This is a genomic window from Kosakonia sp. H7A (genome assembly GCF_003028445.1).
Classification (GTDB): Bacteria; Pseudomonadota; Gammaproteobacteria; order Enterobacterales; family Enterobacteriaceae; genus Kosakonia; species Kosakonia radicincitans.
Window position 1 is genome coordinate 279,509 of sequence record NZ_PYTZ01000003.1, and the last position, 24,658, is coordinate 304,166.

22 protein-coding genes are annotated in these 24,658 nt (G+C 55.1%); 11 read left to right on the forward strand and 11 right to left on the reverse strand.

The window, feature by feature from the left end; all coding sequences use genetic code 11:
* Positions 1-163 precede the first annotated feature (163 nt).
* Positions 164-1,195 carry an inner membrane protein YhjD gene (yhjD, locus tag CWM66_RS14185; RefSeq protein WP_007369598.1) on the reverse strand — a complete coding sequence of 344 codons (1,032 nt, stop codon included), beginning with the start codon at positions 1,193-1,195 and terminating at the stop codon, positions 164-166.
* Positions 1,196-1,249: 54 nt separating this feature from the next.
* A complete protein-coding gene (locus CWM66_RS14190; RefSeq protein WP_107146806.1) occupies positions 1,250-2,146 on the reverse strand; it encodes a LysR family transcriptional regulator in 897 nt (298 codons plus the stop codon).
* Positions 2,147-2,264: 118 nt separating this feature from the next.
* Here CWM66_RS14190 and CWM66_RS14195 point away from each other — a divergent pair, with 118 nt between their 5' ends.
* The gene (locus CWM66_RS14195) at positions 2,265-3,023 is read left to right on the forward strand and encodes an SDR family NAD(P)-dependent oxidoreductase (protein ID WP_107146807.1); all 759 of its coding nucleotides are present in this window, start codon (positions 2,265-2,267) and stop codon (positions 3,021-3,023) included.
* 44 nt (positions 3,024-3,067) lie between these two features.
* Here the strand turns inward: CWM66_RS14195 and CWM66_RS14200 are convergent, their stop codons facing one another.
* Complete coding sequence (locus CWM66_RS14200) at positions 3,068-3,466, reverse strand: YdeI family stress tolerance OB fold protein (RefSeq protein WP_007369601.1); 399 nt, start codon at positions 3,464-3,466, stop codon at positions 3,068-3,070.
* Positions 3,467-3,534: 68 nt separating this feature from the next.
* Positions 3,535-4,071, reverse strand: a complete 537-nt coding sequence (locus CWM66_RS14205) for a GNAT family N-acetyltransferase (protein ID WP_007369602.1) — start codon at positions 4,069-4,071, stop codon at positions 3,535-3,537.
* A gap of 157 nt (positions 4,072-4,228) precedes the next feature.
* Here CWM66_RS14205 and CWM66_RS14210 point away from each other — a divergent pair, with 157 nt between their 5' ends.
* Positions 4,229-5,818 carry an STY4199 family HEPN domain-containing protein gene (locus tag CWM66_RS14210; RefSeq protein WP_007369603.1) on the forward strand — a complete coding sequence of 530 codons (1,590 nt, stop codon included), beginning with the start codon at positions 4,229-4,231 and terminating at the stop codon, positions 5,816-5,818.
* A 69-nt stretch (positions 5,819-5,887) separates the two neighbouring features.
* Here CWM66_RS14210 and CWM66_RS14215 read toward each other — a convergent pair whose 3' ends face one another.
* Positions 5,888-7,537, reverse strand: a complete 1,650-nt coding sequence (locus tag CWM66_RS14215) for an alpha,alpha-trehalase (RefSeq protein WP_007369604.1) — start codon at positions 7,535-7,537, stop codon at positions 5,888-5,890.
* Between the two features lie 295 nt (positions 7,538-7,832).
* Between CWM66_RS14215 and CWM66_RS14220 the strand changes: the two genes are divergently transcribed.
* Positions 7,833-8,240: a GNAT family N-acetyltransferase gene (locus CWM66_RS14220; RefSeq protein WP_007369606.1), complete on the forward strand. Its 408-nt coding sequence runs from the start codon at positions 7,833-7,835 to the stop codon at positions 8,238-8,240.
* Positions 8,241-8,273: 33 nt separating this feature from the next.
* Here CWM66_RS14220 and aguA read toward each other — a convergent pair whose 3' ends face one another.
* Complete coding sequence (gene aguA, locus CWM66_RS14225; protein ID WP_035886722.1) at positions 8,274-9,356, reverse strand: agmatine deiminase; 1,083 nt, start codon at positions 9,354-9,356, stop codon at positions 8,274-8,276.
* A gap of 3 nt (positions 9,357-9,359) precedes the next feature.
* A complete protein-coding gene (gene aguB / locus CWM66_RS14230) occupies positions 9,360-10,244 on the reverse strand; it encodes an N-carbamoylputrescine amidase (RefSeq protein WP_007369608.1) in 885 nt (294 codons plus the stop codon).
* 132 nt (positions 10,245-10,376) lie between these two features.
* Between aguB and CWM66_RS14235 the strand changes: the two genes are divergently transcribed.
* On the forward strand, positions 10,377-11,270 hold the full coding sequence (locus tag CWM66_RS14235; protein WP_007369609.1) for a LysR family transcriptional regulator: 894 nt from the start codon (positions 10,377-10,379) through the stop codon (positions 11,268-11,270).
* Positions 11,271-11,876 (forward strand): histidine phosphatase family protein, encoded by a 606-nt coding sequence (locus CWM66_RS14240; RefSeq protein WP_107146809.1) that lies wholly within the window; start codon positions 11,271-11,273, stop codon positions 11,874-11,876.
* A gap of 182 nt (positions 11,877-12,058) precedes the next feature.
* Here the strand turns inward: CWM66_RS14240 and gorA are convergent, their stop codons facing one another.
* Both gorA and CWM66_RS14250 read right to left on the reverse strand, forming a co-directional pair.
* Positions 12,059-13,411 carry a glutathione-disulfide reductase gene (gene gorA, locus CWM66_RS14245; protein WP_064562985.1) on the reverse strand — a complete coding sequence of 451 codons (1,353 nt, stop codon included), beginning with the start codon at positions 13,409-13,411 and terminating at the stop codon, positions 12,059-12,061.
* An 82-nt stretch (positions 13,412-13,493) separates the two neighbouring features.
* Positions 13,494-14,336, reverse strand: coding sequence for a 23S rRNA (adenine(2030)-N(6))-methyltransferase RlmJ (locus tag CWM66_RS14250; protein ID WP_107146810.1), 843 nt, complete (start codon positions 14,334-14,336; stop codon positions 13,494-13,496).
* A 193-nt stretch (positions 14,337-14,529) separates the two neighbouring features.
* Here CWM66_RS14250 and CWM66_RS14255 point away from each other — a divergent pair, with 193 nt between their 5' ends.
* The 3 genes from CWM66_RS14255 to rsmJ all read left to right on the forward strand — a co-directional run bounded on the left by CWM66_RS14255 (position 14,530) and on the right by rsmJ (position 18,757).
* Complete coding sequence (locus CWM66_RS14255) at positions 14,530-15,801, forward strand: phosphatase PAP2 family protein (protein ID WP_007369614.1); 1,272 nt, start codon at positions 14,530-14,532, stop codon at positions 15,799-15,801.
* A gap of 156 nt (positions 15,802-15,957) precedes the next feature.
* A complete protein-coding gene (prlC, locus tag CWM66_RS14260) occupies positions 15,958-18,000 on the forward strand; it encodes an oligopeptidase A (RefSeq protein ID WP_071921666.1) in 2,043 nt (680 codons plus the stop codon).
* A 4-nt stretch (positions 18,001-18,004) separates the two neighbouring features.
* Positions 18,005-18,757, forward strand: a complete 753-nt coding sequence (gene rsmJ, locus CWM66_RS14265; RefSeq protein WP_007369616.1) for a 16S rRNA (guanine(1516)-N(2))-methyltransferase RsmJ — start codon at positions 18,005-18,007, stop codon at positions 18,755-18,757.
* 66 nt (positions 18,758-18,823) lie between these two features.
* Here the strand turns inward: rsmJ and uspA are convergent, their stop codons facing one another.
* Entirely contained in the window at positions 18,824-19,261 is a 438-nt protein-coding gene (uspA, locus tag CWM66_RS14270) for a universal stress protein UspA (protein WP_007369617.1), read from the reverse strand.
* Between the two features lie 451 nt (positions 19,262-19,712).
* On the opposite strand from uspA, the gene uspB reads away from it, so the two are divergent.
* Positions 19,713-20,048, forward strand: a complete 336-nt coding sequence (gene uspB / locus CWM66_RS14275; RefSeq protein WP_007369618.1) for a universal stress protein UspB — start codon at positions 19,713-19,715, stop codon at positions 20,046-20,048.
* A gap of 73 nt (positions 20,049-20,121) precedes the next feature.
* Here uspB and pitA read toward each other — a convergent pair whose 3' ends face one another.
* A complete protein-coding gene (gene pitA, locus CWM66_RS14280; protein WP_007369619.1) occupies positions 20,122-21,618 on the reverse strand; it encodes an inorganic phosphate transporter PitA in 1,497 nt (498 codons plus the stop codon).
* 228 nt (positions 21,619-21,846) lie between these two features.
* Between pitA and CWM66_RS14285 the strand changes: the two genes are divergently transcribed.
* Together CWM66_RS14285 and CWM66_RS14290 are read left to right on the forward strand one after the other, a co-directional pair.
* The gene (locus CWM66_RS14285) at positions 21,847-23,037 is read left to right on the forward strand and encodes an NAD(P)/FAD-dependent oxidoreductase (protein ID WP_007369620.1); all 1,191 of its coding nucleotides are present in this window, start codon (positions 21,847-21,849) and stop codon (positions 23,035-23,037) included.
* A 184-nt stretch (positions 23,038-23,221) separates the two neighbouring features.
* Positions 23,222-24,634, forward strand: a complete 1,413-nt coding sequence (locus CWM66_RS14290; protein ID WP_107146811.1) for a hypothetical protein — start codon at positions 23,222-23,224, stop codon at positions 24,632-24,634.
* Positions 24,635-24,658: the final 24 nt, after the last annotated feature.

Below are 24,658 nucleotides of genomic sequence, written 5' to 3' on the forward strand. Positions count from 1 at the left end.
AATTTTCACACGTGCGATTTCTCTTCCATGAAATGCTTCACATATTTTATAAATTAGTGGATAAAACTGGTTTTCGGTTAAATAAAAGTTACGGCCTGGATTTTCATGCTAAAAAGCGAGAACGGGCTGATATTTTACATTTTCACTCAGCCCGATCGCGAATTTAGTGGCGGGTTTTATCCGGCATGCGCTGATCACCTTTATATTGCGCGGTGGCAATCCATGCGGCGCAGAACAGCGTCAGGCGGGCAAAGAAGTAGAAGAACGCCATCAGCCCAAGGACTGAACCAAACGCCGCGCCGGAGGGCGATTTCACCAGCGATGGCAGCGTCCAGGTCATCACGATTTTGATCACCTCAAAACCAATGGCAGCGATAAAGGTGCCGCGGATCAGCGCTTTTTTGCGCGGGCGATGACGCGGCAAGCGCCAGAAAATCCAGAAAAAGAGCAGATAGTTGGCGAATATCGAGATCACCAGGCCAATCAGCCGCCAGGCCGGTTTTAGCCACTCGATATTGTCGAGATAGAGCGCCGAGATAATCATCTGCTGCGCTGAACCGGCAATCGAGGTGATCGACAACGTGATAATCAGGGCTATCAGCAGACCAATCAGCGAAATAAAGTCGCGGAAATATTTCACCCAGATTTTCTCCGCGTCTTGGGCATTACGCTCCCAGACATCGCGCGACTGGGCGCGAATTGCCTCGCGCAGGTTGCCCATCCAGTTCACGCCGGAGTAGAGGGCGATGGCCAGCCCGACAATCCCCACCGTAGTGCGCTGTTGTACGGCAATATTGATGGTGTTCTTCAGCATTGCCGCCATGGTCGGATCGCTGACGCTCAACACAATTTTGTCGAAGATGTCCTGTAACAATGTTGGATGCGAGGCCAGCACAAACCCGGCGGCGGCAAACGAGACCATCAGAATCGGGATCATCGACAGAAAAGAGAAGTAGGTGATGGCCGCGCCAAACTGGTTTCCCATACGATCATTAAAGCGTTCTGCGGCGCGGATCAGGTGCGCGATGACGGGAAGGCGCTGGAGTTTTTGCGCCGTGCTGGTCACGGTCGCCAGCGTGCTGCTGACTTTTCCTTCCGTGGCGTTCTTCTGCTGTGCAGGCTGTTCCGTCATTTTCCTTACGGGTTCATAGTCGAGGTCTTGCGTCGGGCGTTTTTCATGATTTTCCGGCGTCATCAGCGCTTTTTTCCTTCTCCTGAATATGTCTGTAACGGAAATTATAGCCTGGCGCTAATCGACATAATCTTTCAGCGCTGTCACCAGCCACTCCATAAACAGATGTACGCGGCGGGAGAGATTGCGGCGGTGCGGGTAAATCAGCGAGACCGGCATCGGCTCGGCGCGATATTGCGGCAGGATCTCTACCAGCTTTCCGGCGCGCAGCGCTTCGCGCACGCCGATACGAGGCACCTGAATAATCCCCAGCCCGGCAAGGCAGGCGGCCTGATAGGTTTCGGTGCTGTTGACTGTCAGAATGCCGCCGGTTTTTACCCACCGCGTCTGTTTATCCTGCCAGACTTCAAAACCTTGCGGACGCGTACCGAGATTCACCGTGTAATGCACCAACGCATGAGAGGACAAATCATCCAGATTTTCCGGGTAACCGAAACGCGCCAGATAATCGGGGCTGGCGCAATTAATGACCGATAACCGACCCAGCTGGCGGGCGATTAAGCCGGAATCTTTCAGCGTACCAACGCGTACCACGCAGTCGAAGCCTTCGCGGATGATATCCACCAGCCGATCGCTGCTGCTCAGCTCCAGTTCAATACCGGGGTACTGCTGCACGAAAGCGGGCAAGCGCGGCACCAGATTCTTCGCCACGCCGACCGGCATATCCACGCGCAATCGCCCGCTGATGCTGGAAGGGTCGTGCAAAAACAGGCCGTCCAGCTCGTCCATATTCGCCAACAGATCTTTTGCCCGCTCGTAATAGACCATGCCGTCCTGCGTGAGCTGTACCCGGCGGGTGGTGCGGTGCAACAACTGGGTGCCGAGATGGGTTTCCAGCGCCTGAATCTGGCGAGATACGCTACCTTTAGGTAATCCCATTGAATCCGCCGCCCGGGAAAAACTCTCCAGTTCCGCGACGCGGATGAACAGTTGTATTGCGTAAATTTTATCCATGTCGACACTCTATTGTTGTCGTGAACGAAACAGTGAAGCTTAATTTAGCATCTTTATTGTTTCTGTCTCAGTTAATAAGCTTTTCTCACTCTCTACATCAGCGAAAACGAGGTTCCTTATGACACAACCTATTGCATTAGTGACAGGTGGCAGCCGTGGGCTGGGTAAAAATGCGGCCCTGAAGCTGGCAGCGAAGGGAACGGGCATTATCCTGACCTACAACAGCAATGCCGAAGAAGCACAGAAAGTCGTACGCGAAATTGAAAAAAAAGGCGTGAAAGCTGTAGCATTGCAATTGAACGTCGGCGATATTTCGAGTTTTGCTGCCTTTACCCATGAAGTCCATGAACAGTTGAAACAGGTCTGGCAGCGTGAGACGTTCGATTATTTATTGAACAATGCCGGAATCGGCATTCGCGCGGCGTTTGCTGAAACCACCGAAGCGCAGTTTGACCAACTGGTGAACATCCACATGAAAGGGCCATTCTTCCTGACGCAGAATCTGCTGCCGCTGCTGAAAAATGGCGGTCGCATTCTTAATGTTTCCAGCGGCCTGACGCGTTTTTGCCAGCCAGGATATGCCGTTTATGCGTCAATGAAAGGGGCGATGGAAGTATTGACCCGTTATCAGGCAAAAGAGCTTGGCGCGCGCGGAATTGCAGTGAATATCATCGCGCCGGGCGCTATCGAAACCGATTTTGGCGGCGGCCAGGTGCGTGATAATGAGCAGATTAATCAGTATATCGCTGCGCAAACCGCACTGGGGCGCGTAGGTCTGCCGGACGATATTGGCGATGCGATGGCAGCGTTGCTGAGCGATGAGCTGGGCTGGATGAACGCGCAGCGCGTGGAAGTTTCTGGCGGTATGTTCCTGTAAAATAACGACGCCCGGCGGGCTTCTGGCTGCCGGGCGCGCATTGGCTACTGTTTCTGAAAATGCGTAACCCGGATAAACGCGGGCTGCTGCTTTTTATCCAGCGAGCCGCTGATACCGACGAGTTCATCCGGCGATACGGATTTGCCGTCGAACAGCGCCAGCGGAATCACCACGTTTATCTCGCCTGTTTTATCGCGCAGCAGGTAGCGATCCTCGCTCTCCTTTTTCACCAGGTTGCCGCGTAGTGAGACGGATGCGCCGTCATGCATGGCTTTTACGTCTTTGATGGTGGAACTTCGCGCATCTTCCATTCCACGGTAGCCATCCTCCATTTTGTGTGGTGGCGGCGGGGCTTTATCGGTTTTCAGGCCGGGTGAATCTTCGGCGAATGCCGTCATGGAGAACAGTGTTGCTACACAGAGGGTGAGCACAGTTTTCTTCATAACTTCTCCTGTCAGTTGCCGGAACACGTCTTTAAGCCTGGCAGAAGGGCGTGCGATGTGCTGATAAATTAGCCTTTTTCTGTATATTCATGGCGCAGTAAGCCAAACAGCCAGTCGTTATGCCACGCTCCCGCCAGCCACCAGGCCTCCCGCAGTTCACCTTCCAGTACAAACCCTGTTTTTTCCAGTAAACGGCGCGAAGCCAGATTCCCGGCGGTAACTGTGGCGACCAGCCGACGAATACCGCCCTGGTTAAACGCATAATGACACAGGGCGGTAAGGGATTCCTGGCCGTAACCTCTGCCCTGCGCTTGCGGCGCAAACAGGAACCCCACTTCGGCGCAATCATCCTCACGGTGGATATAGCCGGTCACCCCCAGTGGCGCGTTGGTGGCGTTATCGCGTACCAGCAAACAGAGCCAGTGCGGGCTGCCGGGGTGCCATTCAGGTAGACGGGCGTCAAACGCCGCGCGGATCTCCTGTTCACTGCGGGTATCCGAAACGTAACGCATCACATCGGGGTGCTGTTGCAGCGCAAGAAAAAAGGGCCAGTCCTCTTCAGACAGCGGCGAACAGGTCAGTCTGGGCGTATGAAATATAAGCATGATGAATGTCTCCAGCCGTTTTTTTTAGGCGTTGAAACCAGTATCACTGATCATAATCCTTAAGTGGTCTATCTTTTAACTACACGTAATTAAAGAAAAAATTCAGCGCTGACATTGGCCAGATAATTATTTCTTAAGTTGTACTTAAAGGAAAATAATGACAAGTAACGCCCCTGTTAATACGGGTGAACAGTTTGAAAAATGCATTGCCGTGATTCGCCAGGCGTCCGTCGAAATTCTGTTATTACTGAATGTCCGTTTCGACGAGGGTAAAGATCCGCGCTGGTTTTTAGAACAACTTGATATTGCGCGCCTGAGTATGGGTGGCTGGGGCGCGGTGGCTAAACGACTTAAACTCAACGATGCGGAATTAACACAGTTCACTTTGCAGCTCCGTCATTTGCAGCAGCTTGTCCCGCGCTATGAGAGCGGGCAGAACGTGACGGAAAATCAACTGATTGCCGCGCTCCGCTTTGTTAGTGCGCTGGAAAATCTGCGCACCCGGCAGCCGTTACTCAGCTACAGCACGTCGCTCGAAGTGGAGGAGAACCAGCAGCAGCGCGCTCAGCAGCAACTGCGCGCGCTGGAGATAATGATCACCTCGCTGGTGGCGCAGGCGTGGCCGGATACGGAACGACTGCGTAACCATTTGAAAATGCAGTTTGGCGCCGATCATGTGCGCCGCTGGCTGCGGCTGGGCGATCGCGACGATGTTTTGAGCGGGATGCGCTTTAGCGAGCTGGCGTTGTTGCTGGTGGATAAAAAAGAGTTCAGCCAGCATTACGCCCGTTTGTTTAACGATAACGCGGTATTAAACCTGTATCTGGAAACGCGTAAAACGTTGCACACGTTCCTCGACGATGTGCGGCACATGCGCGCTTTGGTCGTGGCGGGACAGCCGCTGACCTCCAGTCAACTCAGTTTACTGGATAGCTACTATCCGCAGATTACGGGGCCGGTACAACGCGCATGGGAAGAGGGGCGCACCACAACTAATCCCGCTGAAATATTGCGCGAGGCGGGCGATAACTTAGACGCTTTCTGGGAGCAGGCGCGGAAAAAAGACCGCGCCGCAGGAGGTGATGCGATGCCAATGCGTGACAGTATCGACAGACCGGCTAAACGCCCGGTACGTAGCCGTGAAGAGCGGGAGCAGCTGTTTGTCAGCATGTTATGGGGTTCGGTGGCCGTGGTGGCGCTGATCGTGGCGATTGGCGGCTTCTGGCTGTTCCTCAGTGATGTTCAGGCACCGATGGCGCGCGGCAGTGGCATTACGGTGCCCATTTCGCAGGATAAGGAAAAAATCTCGCCGAAAGAGGAGTTGAGCCGCATGGGGCTGCCGCGCGACGAGAACAACTTCCGCGCGGCAATCGATCGTAACGATACGCGCGTGGTGTCGCTGTTTTTGCGTACCGGAATGAACTGGAAACTGTCGTGGACGGAGCAGGCGGTGGCGGCCAATTATACCGAGGTGCTGGATATGCTGCTGCGTTACCGGATACAAATGGATGAGAGTCGCCCCTGCCGTCGGTTTATCAGCACGTTGACCCATGAAATGGCGGTGAATAACAAGGGGTTGTCATCGATCGGGAAAAGTTATTTACGGGCATTTTGCACCATAAAACCGGTGGTTGAGCGTCAGCGTTATGAGATGGAACAGGCGCAGTTGCGTTACCAGGCAGAGCCGGGTGACGAAAACCGTAAGTGGGCGGATATTCAGACCGCCATTTATAACGCCATCAATTAAGATGGCCTGATAAGCGAAGCGCCATCAGGCGTTTAGCCCGATGGCGCAATTAACGAAAGGCGGCGAGCATTACGGCTCGCCGTACAGCCCGATTAACCGGCGCACCACGCCGTTTGTCCAGCCGAAACCGTCCTGCAACGGGTATTCCCCCCCGCCCCCTTCGCGCGGTGTGCTGCTGGCAATATGGTACTTCTCGATCAGCTTGTGGTGATTCTGGTAGTAGTGATTCACCGTTTTCAGCCAACTGCGGGCGATCTCGTCACCCAGCGCGTCGTTACCGTAAAGCTTAAAGCCCTGCACCGCCATCCACTGTAATGGCGCCCAGCCGTTGGGTTTATCCCACTGTTCGCCAGTTTCATATTCCGTCGCCAGAATGCCGCCAGGTGTGAGCAGACGATTTTTCACCGATTCTGCCAGCCGATCCGCCTGTTCATGCGTCGCCATACCGACGTACAGCGGCACGATACTGGCGGCGGAGAACAGCGCCATCTCTTCTCGGCGCCAGTCGTAATCGCGGTAGCAGCCATTCTCCTCATCCCACAGATAGCGGTTAACCGCCGCCCGGCGATCGCTCGCTTTCTGGCGGAATTCCGCTTCACGCTCGCGATCGCCTTTCAGCCCGGAAATATTGGCGATCGCGCTTTCCAGTTTGAACAGAAAGGCGTTCAAATCGATGGGAATAAACTGCGTGGTGCGAATGCTCGCCAGCCGGTGCGCGTCACGGAGCCAGCGGGAAGAGTAATCCCAGCCGGAGGCGGCACCTGCGCGCAAGTCGCGATAAACTTCATTCGCCGGGCGACCGGAGTGGCGGGCGGTTTCCACGTCCTCCAGCCAGGATTCGTCTCGTGGCGTATCGCGATCGTCCCAGTAACGGTTAAGCAGCGAACCGTCCGGCATCCGCACGACATGGCGGTAAGCCTGGTTCAGCACCAGCGATTCCGCGCCATCCATCCAGAAAGCGTACTCCATCAGCAGATGTTCAAGGTAGCGCCGCGCGCCGCGCACGCCATCCTCTTCGAACAGTTCCACCATCAGAGCGAAAACCGGCGGCTGCGAACGGCTCAGATAGTAAGTCCGGTTGCCGTTCGGAATATGGCCGTAGCGTTCGATCATCCACGCGAAGTTATCGGCCATACAGCGCAGCAGATCGTCACGGCCGCTCTCCGCCAGCCCCAGCATGGTGAAGTAAGAGTCCCAGTAGTAGGTCTCTCTGAATCGACCGCCCGGCACAATGTATGCCTGCGGCAGCGCCAGCAGCGATGACCACGGAATATGATCCTGTGGCTCGCGGGTCAGCACCGGCCACAGATTGTCGATATGCTCTTTCAGCGAATGCTCCGGATTGGAAACATACTCTTTAGTCGTGTTTTCCGGCAGCCAGAAATGCGCTTTCACGAACTGCTTCAGGTCGAACTCGGGTTTGCGTTTAATTTTGCGATAGCGAATCAGAATGTCGAGCGGATCCCGTTTCGGCGCACAGTCGGGGAAGGTTTTGCTGTCGGCAAAGAGACGTGACGACTGCACGTGTTCAAACAATTCAAGGTAACGATCAGCAGGCGTCAGCGCATCGGACGCCGGCAGCCCTTCGATCATTTCGGGTTCCGGCTCCGCTTCAATCATTTCATCCAGTTTTAACTCGCACGGATCGGTTTCATAGAGAAGCTCTTCTTCGATGATAAACTCGACGTTTTCTGCGCTTTGTAGTTTCTGGTTGAACATAGTGGCTCTGGCCTCCGGATGTCGTCGTAAAAAATGACGGGTGTGTCCCGGCTATCTATAAAGCGTAGACATTCGCTTCGATCTCTGGGGGATGAAATGTGCGTTAGATCACGTTTTGTTTCCCGTTACGCGCAAGCAAAAATTAAGCAACCTATTGATTAATTTTATTAAAATTGCAAAACGGATCGGATAACGCAGCGGCGGCTTTCAGAGTAATCAATTTGCAACGATTTATGAATAATCGCCCCTGCACGCTTATATTGCCCGGAAGCCCCATTAAAGGGAGAGAGAACCCGTGAATTTCGCCACTATTACGTTAGAGCAATGTCTGGATATTCGCCAGGCGGTACTGTGGCCGCATCTGGAGCGCAATGCTTCACGCGTGGAGGGCGACGAAAGCGCCGCACATTTTGGCGCGCTGTTCAATGCTCAGGTGGTGAGTTGCCTGTCGGTGTTCATCATCGGTGAGAAGCGTTGCCAGATCCGCAAATTCGCCACTTTGCAGGCGTATCAGCAGCAGGGGTTTGGCGGTTTTCTGTTTCAGTCGGTGCTGGATAAGTTGATGCAGGACGGGGTGAAAACGGTCACGCTGGACGCCAGAACTTCGGCGGCAGGGTTTTATACGCGCTTCGGTTTTGCCCCAGAGGGTGAGACGTTTTATAAAAAAGAAGTGCAGTACATTCGGATGTCGCGCACGCTGTAAAATACCCGGCGGCATTCACCGCCGGGCTGTGGATCAACGCGGGATTTGCTGAGTGATGCAGTGAATATTGCCGCCGCCGAGCAGAATTTCGCGCGCCGGAACGCCAGTGATGACGAAATCTGGGAACATCTCCTCAAACAGCGCCTGCGCCGCGCCATCGGTGGCCGGGTGCAACTGCGGATAGATAATCTGCTGGTTGCTGACCAGATAGTTGACGTAGGAACCCGCCAGACGATTGCCTTCGTGGCGCTCAATCGCCGTGCCTTTTTCCACATCATTGGTCTCTTCCGCACTGGCGTACAGCGCCGGCGGCGACGGGACTTTCCACACTTTCAGCGTACGACCCTGCGCATCTTTGGTGTTTTCCAGCACCTGCAACGCCGCTGCGGAGCGGGCGTACTGCGGGTCATTCTGGTCATCAGTCCAGTGCAGCGCCACTTCGCCGGGGCGTACGAAGCAGCACATATTGTCGATGTGACCGTCGGTCTCATCGTTAAACACGCCTTCCGGCAACCAGATGATTTGTGACACGCCAAGGTAATCGCGCAGCTGTTGCTCGATCTCCGCCTGGCTCAGATTCGGGTTGCGGTTCGGGTTCAGCAGACACTCGGCGGTGGTCAGCAGGGTGCCTTCACCGTCAACGTGAATGGAGCCGCCTTCCAGCACTAAATCCGTGTTGTAGCATGGCATTTGGTGGTAATTCGCCACCTGGCCTGCCACTAACTGATCGCGGTCCCAGCTGGCATAAAGCCCGCCGTTCAGGCCGCCCCACGCGTTGAACGTCCAGCTAATACCGCGCTGTTCGCCCGCCTGATTCAGCACTACGGTCGGGCCGGTATCGCGCATCCAGGCGTCGTCGCTCTCCATTTCAATCAGCGTCACTTCCGCTGGCATGGTGCTGCGCGCTTTCGCCATTTCGACCGCAGGAACGCCCATGATGACCGGCGTATTGCGGGAAATCGCTTTTGCCACGGCCGCAAACGCCTGCTGGGCTGGTGCAGCATTGGCGCGCCAGTTATCGGTACGATAAGGCCAGATCATCCACACAGCCTTATGCGGCGCCCACTCTGCCGGCATTGCGAACCCGTCTTTTACGGGCGTGGTCAGCTGCGCCATCGCTTAGCTCCTCACACTACCGTCAGAGGTCGCAATCGCGCCGTACATGTTCGGGCGGCGGTCGCGGAACAGACCCCAGGAGGCGCGCTGCGCGGCAACGGCATCCAGATCGAAGGTGTGCACCAGCACCGCTTCGTCGGTTTTATTGGCCTGCGCTACCAGTTCACCGGTCTGATCGGCGATGAATGAAGAACCGTAGAAGGTCATTTCCAGGCCTTCAATGTATTTACTGGCTTCGGTGCCGATACGGTTCGAGGCAATCACCGGAATGACGTTGGCGGCAGCGTGGCCCTGCTGAACACGGGTCCAGTGCGGCTGGCTGTCGATATCCGGGTAGGCCGGTTCAGAACCGATCGCGGTCGGGTAGAAGATCAGCTCTGCGCCCTGCAATGCCAGGCAACGCGCGGTTTCCGGGAACCACTGATCCCAGCAAATGCCGACGCCGATTTTGGCGTAGCGGGTGTTCCAGACTTTGAATCCGGTATCGCCAGGGATGAAGAACTGTTTTTCCTGGTAAGCCGGACCGTTCGGAATATGGGTTTTACGGTAGGTGTCCAGCACGCTGCCGTCGGCATCGATCATCACCAGCGAGTTGTAGTACGCGTTATTGCATTTTTCGAACAGGCTCAGCGGCAGCACCACTTCCAGCTCTTTCGCCAGCGCTGAGAAATGCTTAATCAGCGGGCTGGTTGCGACTTCCTGCGCCAGCGCATAGTGCTCCGGGCTCTGATCGATGCAGAAATAAGGGGCAGCAAAAAGCTCCTGGATCAGGATCACCTGTGCGCCCTGGCGGTGCGCTTCGCGAACTAAACGTTCCGCGTTCTGTACGTTTTTTTCCAGTTCCCAGGTGCAGGCCATCTGGGTCGCGGCAACAGTTACATTTCTCATCAATTCTCTCCCGTTGGTCTCGGTTCAGACAGTGCAAATCATCCGCACTTCTTTTGCTGCAAACTATAGCAACGATCTTCGTTATGCATAAAATGTATTGTTATCATGAAAACATGAAAAGGGTGCATAGTGGTGGTCGATCTGAATTTGCTGCGGCTGGTGCCGATCCTGGCGAAAGAGAAAAACGTGACCCGGGCGGCGCAGAAGGCCAATCTTTCACAATCTGCGTTTAGCCATGCGTTGAACCGTCTGCGCGAGCAGCTCAAAGACGAAATGTTTATTCGCACGCGCAACGGCATGGAGCCGACGCCGTACGCAGCGATGATGATCCCGGTGATTGAGAATGCGCTCAGCAAGCTGGATACCGCCACGCGCGGGCCAAGCCACTTCGATCCCGCCCGCGATGCACATACTTTTTATATCGGCGCGGTGGATTACTTCGAATTTATGTTTATGCCAGTGCTGACCGCCCGCTTTAAAACCATCGCCCCGAATGTGCGGTTGTCGGTCGATATTCTTTCGGAAACCATCAAGGTTGAACGGGTAGAAAAAGGGCAACTCGACGCGTTTATCGGCGTTGATACCGTGCAGCATATTCCGCACTACTTTAATCGATACCCGCTGATTTCCGACCATTTCGTGGCAATTGCTTCTATGGAGCGCACCGATTTGCCGGAAACCCTGACGCTTAAACATCTGGTCAGCGAGTCACAAATCCATTTACCGGCGGTTAGCTCTGGCGCGGATCATATTGATAGCTGGCTGCTGTCGCAGCATCTCTACCGTCCGCTGGCGACGGTAGTGCAAAGTTATGCAGTAGGAGGACGTGTGGCCGTCGCGACCGGTTATTTGATGTGCGTTCCGTTCCGTATTGCCCAGGAGCTGGCAAAGATGTTGCCGCTGCGCATCATGGCGCTGCCGGACGGCGCGCCCTCTTACGATTTACTGCTGCTTACCCACCGGCTTTATGATTATCAGCCTGCGGTGCAGTGGCTGATCAATGAGTTGAAGGCGGTGCGGGTTTAAATGAAAGCGCTATTAATTCGCCATCCGCAAACCGAGTGGAACCGCGCCGGAATTATCCAGGGGCGTCTCGATAGCCCGTGGACATTGCGCGGACAGGAAGAGTGCAACGCACTGATTGCCGGGTTGCAGGCCGAGGAGGTAACGCCTGGCGCTGTTATCTCCTCTCCGGCAGGCCGGGCACGGCAGATGGCGGCGCGGATAGCCGCGCATTTCGCCTGCGATTTTCAGTTGCACGACGCGCTACAGGAGCAACATTTTGGCGAGCTTGAAGGTCGCAGTCTGAGCGAAATACAGCGCGCATATCCGCCGTTTATCGATGATGAACATTTCTGTCCGCCGCAGGGCGAATCGTTGGCGCAGGCGGTGCAGCGGCTACTCACTTTTCTGCATAGGTTGCCGGATATTTGCTCGCAGGAAACAGTGGCACTGGTCTCGCATGGTCATGTGATTCAGGCGGTTATTGCGCAACTGATGGAAAACTCGCTGAGCAATGTTGCGCGTTACCACCACCCGAATGCCAGCTTTTCGCTGCTGGCGATAGAGGAGAAATCTTGTCGGGTGATGCGCTGGGGAATCGCCAGCCATTTATTGAGGCTGCCCGCGTGACACGTTTTGTGGTTCAGCTTGCTTCTTAAAAAGTGGGTGATTTCTTGCATCAGTGACGGTTCGCTTTCTGACCAACATTCCGACCTGGTGATATGCATTTCTCCGCTCATCTGATGCAGGCGACACCGATGCAAAAAAGAAGCCCCATTTGGGGCTTCTGCGTGTCGTTTTACCGCTGATGCTTAGCGCATCGTGACAAACTCTTCTGCTGCCGTCGGGTGAATGGCGACGGTGTTGTCGAAGTCTTTTTTGGTGGCGCCCATCTTCAGCGCAACCGCAAAGCCCTGCAACATCTCGTCCATGCCGGATCCGATGCCGTGGATACCAACGATTTTCTCTTCCGGGCCGACGCAGACCAGCTTCATGCGACATGGCTGGCGATGAGAAGTGACGGCGGTATACATCGCGGTGAATGACGATTTATAGATTTTCACCTGCTCGTCGCCATACTGCTCGCGCGCCTGCGGCTCGGTTAAACCGACGGTGCCAATTGGCGGATGGCTGAACACAACGGTAGGAATATTGTTGTAGTCGAGATGCTCATCCGGCTTGTTGTTAAACAGGCGTTCAGAGAGACGACGGCCAGCGGCAACGGCAACCGGAGTCAGTTCTACCGCGCCGGTGTTATCGCCCACTGCGTAAATCCCCGGCACGCTGGTGTTCTGGAACTTATCGACTTCAATATAACCTTTGTCATTGGTTTTCACGCCAGTGGCAGCAAGGTTGAAGTTATCGGTCGCCGGTTCACGGCCAATCGCCCAGATCAGGCAATCAACGGTTTGCGAGCGGCCATCTTCCAGGGTGATGGTCAGGCTGCCGTCAGCGTTTTTCACTACCGTTTTCGGAATCGCGTGGGTATGCAGCGTTGGGCCTTCTGCCGCCATCACTTCGACCAGCGTTTCAGTGATCAGCGGATCGAAGTTGCGCAGCGGCGCGTGTTTACGCACGAACAGGTGCGTTTCAGCACCAAGACCATTCACCACGCCCGCCAACTCAACGGCGATGTACCCTGCGCCAACAATGGCAACGCGTTTTGGCAGCCCGGGCAGGGCAAAGAAACCATCGGAATCAATGCCGTATTCCGCGCCCGGAATGTCCGGGTGGCTCGGACGGCCGCCAGTGGCGATCAGAATATGATCGGCGGTGATCGTTTCGCCGTTCACTTCCACGGTTTTGGCATCGACAAAACGGGCAAAACCACGGATCACATCAACGTTATTTTTACCCAGCACGTTCTCGTACGAGGTATGGATACGGTCGATGTAAGCGCTGCGGCTGGCAACCAGTTTGCTCCAGTCGAAATGGTTGACGGTGGTGTCAAAGCCGTAGTCCGGGCCGTAGAGATGAATGGCTTCGGCGATCTGTGCGGCGTGCCACATCACTTTTTTCGGAACACAACCCACGTTCACACAGGTGCCGCCAAGATCTTTGGCCTCAATCAGCGCGCATTTTTGACCGTACATGGCTGCACGGTTGATCGATGCAATACCGCCGCTGCCGCCGCCAATGGCGATGTAGTCGTAATGTTTGCTCATGGTTTTTTCCTTAATCCTGAACGAAGTCGAAAATTGTCGCGATTGTAACGCGCAACCCGAAAGGTTCCACCGATGGCTGCGATTACTCCGGCACGATCTGGTGAACCAGCGTGTGCCCGGTACCGGCAGGCACCAGCTTGCGGTGCAACCACGGCAGCAGGTTGTTCATCTGCGCTTCCAGCTTCCACGGCGGGTTAATGACGATCATGCCGGAAGCCGTCATGCCGCGCTGATCGCTATCCGGTCGCACGGCCAGTTCGATTTGCAGAATATTGCGAATGCCGGTCTCTTCCAGATCGCGCAGCATGCGTTTGATCTGCTGGCGCAGCACCACCGGATACCACAGTGCGTAAACACCGGTGGCAAAACGTTTATGGCCTTCCTGAATACCGCTCACTACTGCCTGGTAGTCGGTTTTAATCTCATACGGCGGGTCGATAAGGATCAGACCACGGCGGGAAACCGGCGGCAGTTTGGCCTTCAATTGCTGATAACCGTCGGCGCGTGCAACGCGGGCGCGGCTGTCTTTCTGGAACTCCTGGCGCAGCAGCGGGTAATCGCTCGGGTGCAGTTCCGTTAATTGCAGGCTGTCCTGTTCGCGCAGCAATTCACGGGCAATCAGCGGTGAACCCGGGTAATAGCGCAGTTGCTCGCCGCGGTTGAAGTGGCGCACTGCATTCATGTACGGCTCAAGCTCGGCCGGTAAATCGTCCTGCTGCCAGATGCGGGCGATGCCTTCCAGATATTCGCCCGTGCGCTCCGCATGTTCGCCAGAGAGCTGATAGCGTCCGGCACCTGCATGGGTGTCGAGATAGAGAAACGGTTTCTCTTTTTCTTTCAGCGCTTCAATGATCAGGCTCTGAACGGTGTGTTTAAGGACGTCGGCGTGGTTGCCAGCGTGAAAGCTGTGGCGATAACTGAGCATGGGGACTGAGATTCCGGAAAATAAACGAGATTCTGCACAGTTTACCGTAGATTGCCGCAGATTACCGCTGCACCGCGGGCTTGTTTCATTTCAGCGGAAAAGGTTTCAAAACATAACGGTGTCATGAAAATGTCAAACTGCCGCGCTAGCGTCGGGTTCAGGCAAGGTAATTCTTTGAATAAAAGGATAAAAAATGAAAATCCGTCTCACTCTTTTAACTGCCGCGCTGCTGTTGGCTAACCAGGCGATGGCAAAAGATATTCCGCTGGTGCAGGCGCGCGATATTGCCAATACCACCACGCCAGCCTCGGACAGCCAGGCGTATGTTGCGCTGGAAGCACAATCACTGGCCGGGCTGCGCCAGGCCTTGCAGGGTAACGCTGCGTCGCTGACCCGCGATCAACTGGAGCACGCCGCGCAGAGCGCTAAACAGGCGGATAGCGCCTGGCTGAAGGCGCGCGGTTATGATTTCCAGACTAAAGCAAATCAGCAGGCGGGTATCGCGCTACTCTCCAGTTTTAGCGCTCTGCCAAAGCCGGTGCTGGATACCAATCTGCATACCGTTGAGGCGATTAACCGCGATGCCACGCAGGGTTTGCGCCGTCAGGCGCTGGCTGATGCTGAGGGAATCAGCTATCTCTATTTTATTGCCGATGCGCTGGGGCCAAAACTGGGCAACGCTTTTCTCACTGCCTATGACAAAGGCGAGTTAGGCAAAGCGGCGGCGTTAATCAAAGCCAGCGAAGTGAGTACTGGCGCGGCGAAAAAGCATTTTGACTATAAGCGTCCGTTCCTGATCCAGAACAACAGCATTCACCTGGTGCCGGACGACGTGGTGGTGAAAGATAACAAAGCCTATACCGCGGATGGTGGCTCGTTCCCCAGCGGCCATACCAACACCGGTTATACTGATTCGTTGCTGATGGCGGAGATGATCCCGGAACGTTTTGACGCACTGCTGACGCGCGGCGCGCGCTACGGTTATTCCCGCGTGGTGTTGGGTGTGCACTATCCGCTGGATGTCATCGGTTCCAGGATGGTGGCGGAGCGTAACGTCGCACATTACCTGAATGATGCGAAATACCGTGCCCTGTTCAATGAAGCCCGCGACCAGCTTCGCGCCGCGCTGGAAAAAGAGTGCGGCACGTCGCTTGCGCAATGTGCGCAGAGCGCCGGGAAAGACGATCCGTATCGCGACCCGGCAATGCGCGATTTCTACCGTTTCACCATGACTTACAATTTGCCGCAGCAGAAAGGGACAGAGAAAAAACTGAAAGTACCGGAAGGGGCTGATGTGCTTTTGGAAGCGGCGTTGCCGAATCTTTCCGCCAGCCAGCGCCGTGCGCTGATGGTGAAAACGGCGATACCGGCGGGTTACCCGCTTTCTGGCGATAACGATGAACAGAGCTTCTGGCAGCGCCTGAACCTGTCTGCGGCCTATGAGATGGCGCATAAATCCCGCTGAGGTTTGCGTGTGTAATACCCGGCGAGCGCAATGCCGCCGGGCGTTTTCTTCGTTGTGGCTTATTGCAACGATACCCTGGTACGCGGAGCGCACGGGATTGAAATCTGCGGGACTTGGCCCCATTCTTAACCAATACTTCATACCAAGGACTGCGCTATGACCAACCCATTATTGACGCCTTTTGTGCTCCCCCCTTTTTCTAAAATTCTTCCTGAGCATGTTGTTCCTGCGGTGACCAAAGCGCTGGACGACTGCCGGAGCGCAGTGGAACGCGTTGTTGCGCAGGGCGGCCCCTACACCTGGGACAATCTTTGTCAGCCGCTGGCTGAAGTGGACGATCGCCTTGGCCGTCTCTTCTCGCCGGTCAGCCACCTGAATTCAGTGAAAAACAGCCCGGAACTGCGCGAAGCGTACGAACAAACGCTGCCGCTGCTGTCGGAATACAGCACCTGGGTCGGGCAGAACGAAGGGCTGTACAACGCCTATCGCGATCTGCGTGACGGCCCGCATTACGCTGCGCTGAGCGTGGCGGAGAAAAAAGCGGTGGATAACGCGCTGCGTGATTTCAAACTGTCGGGCATCGGCCTGCCAAAAGAGAAACAGCAGCGCTATGGCGAAATCGCCTCACGCCTCTCTGAACTGGGTAACCTTTACAGCAACAATGTGCTCGATGCCACTATGGGCTGGAGCAAGCTGGTCACTGACGAATCTGAACTCTCCGGCATGCCGGAAAGCGCCCTGGCGGCGGCGAAAGCGCAGGCAGAAGCCAAAGAGCAGCAAGGCTGGTTGCTGACGCTGGATATCCCGAGCTATCTGCCGGTGATGACCTATTGCGATAACCAGGCGCTGCGTGAAGAGATGTATCGCGCTTATAGCACCCGCGCTTCCGATCAGGGGCCGAATGCGGGTAAGTGGGACAATAGCCCGATCATGGCCGAGATCCTCGCGCTGCGTCATGAACTGGCGCAACTGCTCGGTTTTGAAAGCTATGCCTTTAAATCGCTGGCCACCAAAATGGCGGAAAACCCGGCGCAGGTGCTGGAATTCTTAACCGATCTTGCCAAACGTGCGCGTCCGCAGGGCGAAAAAGAGCTGGCGCAACTGCGCGCCTTCGCTAAAGCCGAATTTGGTGTTGATGAGCTGCAACCGTGGGATATCGGTTACTACAGCGAAAAACAGAAGCAGCACCTCTACAGCATCAGCGATGAGCAACTGCGTCCGTACTTCCCGGAAAACCGCGCGGTGAACGGCCTGTTTGAAGTGGTGAAACGCATTTACGGCATCACCGCCAAAGAACGCAAGGATATTGATGTCTGGCATCCGGACGTACGTTTCTTCGAGCTTTACGATGAGAACAACGAGCTGCGCGGCAGCTTCTACCTCGATCTTTATGCCCGCGAACACAAACGTGGTGGCGCGTGGATGGATGACTGCGTTGGCCAGATGCGCCGCGCCGACGGTTCGCTGCAAAAACCCGTCGCGTACCTCACCTGTAACTTTAACCGCCCGGTCAACGGCAAACCGGCGCTGTTCACTCATGACGAAGTGATCACACTGTTCCATGAGTTTGGCCACGGTCTGCACCATATGCTGACGCGCGTTGAAACCGCCGGGGTGGCAGGGATCAGCGGTGTGCCGTGGGATGCGGTCGAGCTGCCGAGCCAGTTTATGGAAAACTGGTGCTGGGAGCCGGAAGCGTTGGCGTTTATCTCCGGTCATTATGAAACCGGCGAGCCGTTGCCGCAGGAGTTGCTGGACAAAATGCTGGCGGCGAAAAACTACCAGGCGGCGATGTTTATCCTGCGTCAGCTGGAGTTCGGCCTGTTCGACTTCCGTCTGCACGCCGAATTTAGCCCGGAGCAGGGGGCAAAAATCCTCGAAACGCTGGCCGAAATCAAACGTCAGGTCGCCGTGGTGCCGGGGCCGTCGTGGGGCCGCTTCCCGCATGCCTTCAGCCATATTTTCGCGGGCGGATATGCGGCGGGTTACTACAGCTATCTGTGGGCCGATGTGCTGGCGGCAGATGCCTTCTCCCGCTTTGAAGAAGAGGGCATCTTCAACCGCGAAACCGGGCAGTCGTTCCTCGATAACATCCTGACCCGTGGTGGTTCGGAAGAGCCGATGGAGCTGTTCAAACGCTTCCGTGGCCGCGAGCCGCAAATTGACGCCATGCTTGAGCATTACGGTATCGAAGGCTGATGCAGTGAAAATCTGTTTGCTGGATGAAACAGGCGCCGGAGACGGCGCCTTATCTGTTCTTGCGGCCCGCTTTGGGCTGGAGCCGGATGACGATAACCTGATGGCGCTGGTGTTAACGCCGACGCATCTGGAACTGCGTAAGCGCGATGAGCCGAAACTGGGCGGTATCTTTGTCGATTTTGTCGCGGGCGGTATGGCGCACCGGCGTAAGTTTGGCGGTGGTCGCGGTGAAGCTGTCGCCAAAGCGGTTGGTATCAAAGGCAGCTATTTACCGGAGGTGGTGGATGCCACGGCAGGGCTGGGTCGCGATGCGTTTGTGCTGGCCTCGGTGGGTTGCCGCGTGCGGATGCTGGAGCGTAACCCGGTCGTTGCTGCGCTGCTGGAGGATGGTCTTCATCGTGGCTATGCCGATGCGGAAATCGGCCCGTGGCTGCGCGAACGGCTGCAACTGATTCACGCGTCCAGTCTGACGAGCCTGGCGGATATCACGCCGCGCCCGCAGGTGGTTTATCTCGATCCGATGTTCCCGCATAAGCAAAAAAGCGCGCTGGTGAAGAAGGAGATGCGGGTATTCCAGTCGCTGGTTGGCCCGGATCTTGACGCCGATGGTTTGCTGGAGCCTGCGCGCAAGCTTGCCATCAAGCGTGTAGTGGTGAAACGCCCGGATTACGCGCCGCCGCTGGCCGGTGTCGCCACACAGTCGGCGGTAGTGACCAAAAGCCATCGTTTCGATATCTACCCCGGTTCCGGGGAATAAAAAAGCCCGGTCGCGTTGCGCGTACCGGGCTATGTTCAGGCTAACGGTTAATTGTTAGCGGGAATATCAATCCTCTTCTTCATCCCGCAACGGGACAATCAGCATATCAACGTGAACCGTGTTGATAAGCTGGCGCGCGGAGGACATCAGTTTGCTCCAGAAATCCTGGTGATGGCCGCACACCACCAGATCCATATCGTATTTTTTAATCGCATCAACCAGTACCTGGCCCAGGTCGCCGCTGCCGCTCAGAGTTTCGGTGATCGGATAGCCCGCGTTAGTGGACAGCTCGGTCAGCGCCTGGTGAGTTTCATCAGAAATGCGTTTTTGCATATCGCCGAGATTAACGTCGATAAGACCGGTATAAAGATCGGAGTAGTTTACATCGACATGAATCAGGGAAATCTTCGCGTTGTATGGCCGCGCCATGGATACTGCTTTCTCAACCAGCAATTTGCTTTCGGGGGAGAGATCGACTGCGATGAGGATATGTTTGTAAGCCATAGTGGTACTCCTTCCATAAGTTGTCGATGACCATCGGGGTGATTGCCCCTGATACAGTTGCACTGCGCCCGCATCCTGCGTTTCACGTGAGCGTAGCGCCCGGCCTTAAGGATCTTTTGTAGATATTTCTACCTTATAACGCTCTTTTCACACCGTCAATTAACCTGGATCACGAATCACTTAAGCAATATTTACAGCCAGATGCATTGATGGTGATTAAGCTTGTGGTAAAAAAATAAACGGATCTCCTACACTATAAATAAACCGTACGGAAACAGACGGCGTCCCCCAGTTATCCGCGTAAGGAAATGCGGTCAATTGCGGGACTCCGCCTGTGCTTGTCTTCCCGTCCGGGGATTGGTAACACTATTCGTTGTCAGACTTGGTTGGGTATCCAGGCGCGAGCGTTCCGGAGGCTTTCTCCGCGGGCGATCGCCGGGGAGGGGATATGGTGATCAACACTGTTGCGCTGTTTTGGGCTTTATGTGTGGTGTGTTTGGTTAACATGGCGCGTTATTACTCATCACTACGCGCGCTGTTAGTGGTACTTCGTGGTTGTGATCCCTTACTCTATCAGTACGTGGATGGCGGCGGCTTTTTTACCGCGCACGGCCAGCCCAGTAAGCAGATGCGTCTGGTTTGGTATATCTATGCCCAGCGCTACCGCGATCACCATGATGACGAATTCATCCGCCGCTGTGAGCGCGTTCGCCGCCAGTTTATTTTAACCAGTTCGCTGTGTGGTCTGGTGGTCATCAGCCTGATTGCGTTGATGATTTGGCATTGAGCGCTGCGCTAATCAGAGAATAAAAAAAACGGACCAGTTTCCTGACCCGTTTTTTTATTGCGCCTGCGCTGCGTTAAATCAGATGCAGCGAGAGCCAGTACAGTGCGCCGGACAAAATAATCGAGGCTGGCAGGGTGAAGATCCAGGCCATCAAAATATTGGTTACGGTTTTGCGCTGCAAACCGCCGCCGTCGACAATCATTGTCCCGGCCACGGAAGAGGAGAGCACATGCGTGGTGGAAACCGGCATCCCGGTATAACTTGCCAGCCCGATAGATACCGCTGCAGTCATCTGCGCGGACATTCCCTGAGCGTAGGTCATACCTTTCTTACCAATTTTCTCGCCGATGGTGGTCGCCACGCGGCGCCAGCCGATCATTGTGCCAATACCTAACGCCAGCGCTACCGCCATGATGATCCAGATTGGCGCATACTCAATGGTGCTCAGCATATCGCCTTTCAGTTTCTTCAGCAGACGCTGGTCGTCCGTGCTGATCTCCGGCTGCTTCGCCACTTTATCCGTAATATCGGAGAGGCAGAGCATAATACGGCGCAGCTGGCTACGCTGCTCCAGCGGAATCTGCTCGTAGTTTTCGATACCGGTCAGCATCACCTTCGCACGATCCAGCGCCACAATTGCGCGACCCGGATGGCAGTGGAACTCGCCAGGCTGCGTGTTCACTTCTTCCGGTGCCGGAATCAGCGGATCAACGCCGGTGGCTTTTTGCAGCAGCGCCGGATGTTGCTGGAAGTAAGTTTCTACGTTGTTGACGGCATCACGCGTACGAGTGATGTCATAACCTGACGCGTTCATATTCACCACGAAGCCTGCAGGCGCAACGCCAATCAGCACCAGCATAATCAGGCCGATGCCTTTCTGACCATCGTTCGCGCCATGGGAGAAACTCACGCCGATAGCGGAAAGAATCAAGGCGATACGCGTCCAGAACGGCGGCTTTTTCTTACCATCGATCTTCTCGCGTTCAGCTGGCGTCATATGAATACGCGCGCGTTTTTTGGTATTGCTCCAGTAGCGGCGCAGGATAAATATCAGACCACCAGCAATTACCAGCCCGACAATCGGCGAAAGGATGAGGGAGGCGAAGATATCCAGCACTTTCGGGATATTTAAGGCATCCACTACTGAAGTACCGGACATCAGCGCATTAGTTAAACCAATGCCGATAATCGCGCCAATCAGAGTGTGGGAGCTGGAAGCCGGCAGACCCAGATACCAGGTACCAAGGTTCCAGATAATCGCCGCCAGCAGCATGGAGAAGACCATCGCCAGGCCGTGCGCGGAGCTGACATTCAGCAACAGATCGGTTGGCAACATATGCACAATTGCATAGGCAACGCTTAACCCGCCCAGCAAAACGCCGAAGAAGTTAAACACCGCCGCCATCACAACCGCCAGCTGAGAACGCATAGCGCGTGTATAAATTACGGTTGCCACGGCGTTTGCTGTGTCATGGAAGCCATTGATTGCTTCGTAGAACAGAACAAAAACCAGAGCAAGCAAGAGTAATAACCCGGTATGAAGATCCAGGCCAGCAAACAAATGTAACATAGGACGTTAAGCCATTTTGAGGACATGAACGCGGCGCATTATCAGGGACATTAGCGGTGTCGGCAAAGTGAAATATGTATTTTTTTTGACATTATTTCTTACATTCCGCTGAAACTTTAAAATTATCGTATATTTTTCAATGTCATGTTGTTTTTAGCTCTCTTCGCGCTGGTGTGACCAGCGTGAACTCTTTACAATCCGCCACGATTTTTTGATGAGGGTGCAGGTGTGGAAAGGTTTGATGTCATTGTTATCGGCGCGGGTGCGGCGGGTATGTTCTGTGCGGCGCTGGCCGGGCAGGCGGGCTGTCGTGTGCTGTTACTGGACAACGGCAAAAAACCGGGGCGCAAAATCCTGATGTCCGGCGGTGGTCGCTGCAATTTCACTAACCTTTATGTCGAACCCGCAGCCTATTTGAGCCAGAACCCGCATTTTTGTAAATCTGCTCTCGCGCGTTATACCCAGTGGGATTTTATCGATCTGGTCGGCAAGCACGGTATCGCCTGGCATGAGAAGACGCTGGGACAACTTTTCTGCGACGATTCGGCGCAACAGATTGTCGATATGCTGGTGGCAGAGTGCGAAAAAGGCAATGTCACACAGCGCCTGCGCAGCGAAGTGCTGAGCGTAACGCGTGATGATCAGGGTTACACGCTGCAACTGAATGGCGACAGCGTGCAGGCAGCGAAGCTGGTCATTGCTTCCGGCGGGCTGTCGATGCCGGGGCTTGGCGCTTCACCATTTGGCTATAAAATCGCCGAACAGTTCGGCCTGAAAGTGCTGCCGACACGCGCCGGTCTGGTGCCTTTTACCCTGCATAAGCCGCTGCTGGAGCAGATGCAGACGCTCTCCGGCGTGTCAGTGCCTTCGGTTATTACCGCTGAAGACGGCACGGTTTTCCGGGAAAATCTGCTCTTTACCCACCGCGGGCTTTCAGGTCCGGCAGTTCTGCAAATTTCCAGCTACTGGCAGCCAGGCGAATTCGTCAGCATTAACCTGTTACCGGAGTGCGATCTGGCAAGCTTCCTGGATGAACAGCGCGAAGCGCACCCGAATCAAAGCCTGAAAAACACGCTGGCGATGCAGTTACCGAAACGGCTGGTTGAATGCTTGCAGCAACTGGGGCAGATCCCGGATGTCACGCTGAAGCAGCTCAACAGTCGCGAACAGGAGTCACTGGTCGAGTTACTCACGCACTGGCGCGTTCAACCGAACGGCACGGAAGGGTACCGTACCGCGGAAGTGACGCTGGGCGGCGTTGATACCCACGAACTCTCTTCCCGCACGATGGAAGCCCGCAATGTGCCGGGGCTCTACTTTATCGGCGAGGTGATGGATGTCACCGGCTGGCTGGGCGGCTATAACTTCCAGTGGGCGTGGTCCAGCGCATGGGCCTGCGCGCAGGCGCTGGCGGAGTAATCTTTCCGCCGTAAACGACGGCGTTGCCAGAGGGGGGAATCGTACTACCGGGTTCATCCATCACTATCATTTTTGGTGACTTTCAGCCTCCCCTTTAAGACCTTTATATTTCCTGCCTTCTGCCGATAACCTCATCACTACACATCTGTTGCGCTACTCCATTTGCGCTGACAAAGGAATGAAAATGAAGACGGGCAAGATTCTTCTGCCAGCATTACTGGCCGTGACGTTAAGCAGCCATGCGGCTGACGGGCAAGGCAAAAAAGTCGTTAGCAGCACGGTAAATCCGCTGGTAATGATTCGACTTAACGATCGCATTACGGCAATGAATCATATTGTTTTTGAAGATGGGCAAAACATTAACCGTTGGGACGGCTTCGATTGCTCCACGCAAAAAGCGGTGAAACTCTACTGGGAAATGCTCGACGATAAAGAGGCGGTCGTGCGCCGTTTTTATGGCGATAGCTACGGACGTTATGCCGCCCCCAGCCCGAACAGCGAACTGAATGATGTCGCCGCCAGCCTCTGCAAATCTCCCGGGCTGAAAAATGCCAGCTGGGTCTACATTGAAAAAAAATCGCGATATGACACGCCGATCCTGCTGGATACCGCTTCGGTTATCCGCGCCAAAGATCTGTTGATTGCGAAAATCGGCTTCGAGTACAACGAGATACAGTACGATCCGCCGTATGATGCGCCGTACGACATGAAAATCGAAGTACACGCATATAACTGCGCAACCAATAAAGACAGTGTGCTCGCCGGGCTGGATATGACGCCGGAAGGTTATGTATCCGATAGTCTGAGCGGGAAAGCGGCGCTGCGCCGGGCGGCGGATTTTACCAATACGCCTGCCACCGCTGCGGCGTTTAAGCAGCTATGCGCAATGAGCACGCCTTCTGCTTTTAAAGGGGAAGGGGCTTATGTTCCCCAGGCGAAGAAAAAAAGCGTCTCCTCCAGGCTTGGCCCGATGCTGCCGGATATGAGCAGCAATTCGCCACAATGGTTGGCGCAATTCCCGTTGCCTGCGGAGATCGACAAACAGGCGCAGCAGATTGTTAACCCGTGGGCGACGCCTCGCTTCAAAAAAATGCAGTGGACTCTGATCTGGGGGAGTGATGAAGGCGTGCCGATGGAGCTGGATGTTCAACCCAACGGGCTGATGCTGCTGCTGGAAAATTACAACGTGTTTAAGGCGCAGCGCCTGACTTTGGGTAACCTTGGGCAGTTAAAAGGCGGTATCAGCCTGGATAGCTCGCCGAGTATCATCAGCGAACTGCACACCAACCTGCGTTTCCCGCTGCATCAGGGGCAGAAATTCACCTTTGATACAGCGCTGCCTGCGAAGGGCAAAGATGGTGATAAAACCGCGATCAACCGCCGTTGCGAAGTGACCGGTAGCGATGAGGCTCGCCAGATCAGCAGTGCGCTGAGTGGCCGCTACTGGAAAGTCGCATGCGAAATGCAGAGTGGCGATAAAGGCGAGAAACAGACGCTGGCCTGGCTTGTCGATTACAATGTTTTTCTGCCATTAACGCAGTGGAAAGACGGCGCGGAACTGCCCGTCACCATCAAAGATCTGCAGATAACACGCTAGTCCTGAATCAACCTGAGCCGAAAG

Coding starts and splice junctions, on each gene's coding strand:
- yhjD (WP_007369598.1), bottom strand. CDS start 1,195: ATGACGCCGGAAAATCATGAAAAACGCCCGACGCAAGACCTCGACTAT.
- CWM66_RS14190 (WP_107146806.1), bottom strand. CDS start 2,146: ATGGATAAAATTTACGCAATACAACTGTTCATCCGCGTCGCGGAACTG.
- CWM66_RS14195 (WP_107146807.1), top strand. CDS start 2,265: ATGACACAACCTATTGCATTAGTGACAGGTGGCAGCCGTGGGCTGGGT.
- CWM66_RS14200 (WP_007369601.1), bottom strand. CDS start 3,466: ATGAAGAAAACTGTGCTCACCCTCTGTGTAGCAACACTGTTCTCCATG.
- CWM66_RS14205 (WP_007369602.1), bottom strand. CDS start 4,071: ATGCTTATATTTCATACGCCCAGACTGACCTGTTCGCCGCTGTCTGAA.
- CWM66_RS14210 (WP_007369603.1), top strand. CDS start 4,229: ATGACAAGTAACGCCCCTGTTAATACGGGTGAACAGTTTGAAAAATGC.
- CWM66_RS14215 (WP_007369604.1), bottom strand. CDS start 7,537: ATGTTCAACCAGAAACTACAAAGCGCAGAAAACGTCGAGTTTATCATC.
- aguA (WP_035886722.1), bottom strand. CDS start 9,356: ATGGCGCAGCTGACCACGCCCGTAAAAGACGGGTTCGCAATGCCGGCA.
- aguB (WP_007369608.1), bottom strand. CDS start 10,244: ATGAGAAATGTAACTGTTGCCGCGACCCAGATGGCCTGCACCTGGGAA.
- CWM66_RS14240 (WP_107146809.1), top strand. CDS start 11,271: ATGAAAGCGCTATTAATTCGCCATCCGCAAACCGAGTGGAACCGCGCC.
- gorA (WP_064562985.1), bottom strand. CDS start 13,411: ATGAGCAAACATTACGACTACATCGCCATTGGCGGCGGCAGCGGCGGT.
- CWM66_RS14250 (WP_107146810.1), bottom strand. CDS start 14,336: ATGCTCAGTTATCGCCACAGCTTTCACGCTGGCAACCACGCCGACGTC.
- CWM66_RS14255 (WP_007369614.1), top strand. CDS start 14,530: ATGAAAATCCGTCTCACTCTTTTAACTGCCGCGCTGCTGTTGGCTAAC.
- prlC (WP_071921666.1), top strand. CDS start 15,958: ATGACCAACCCATTATTGACGCCTTTTGTGCTCCCCCCTTTTTCTAAA.
- uspA (WP_007369617.1), bottom strand. CDS start 19,261: ATGGCTTACAAACATATCCTCATCGCAGTCGATCTCTCCCCCGAAAGC.
- pitA (WP_007369619.1), bottom strand. CDS start 21,618: ATGTTACATTTGTTTGCTGGCCTGGATCTTCATACCGGGTTATTACTC.
- CWM66_RS14290 (WP_107146811.1), top strand. CDS start 23,222: ATGAAGACGGGCAAGATTCTTCTGCCAGCATTACTGGCCGTGACGTTA.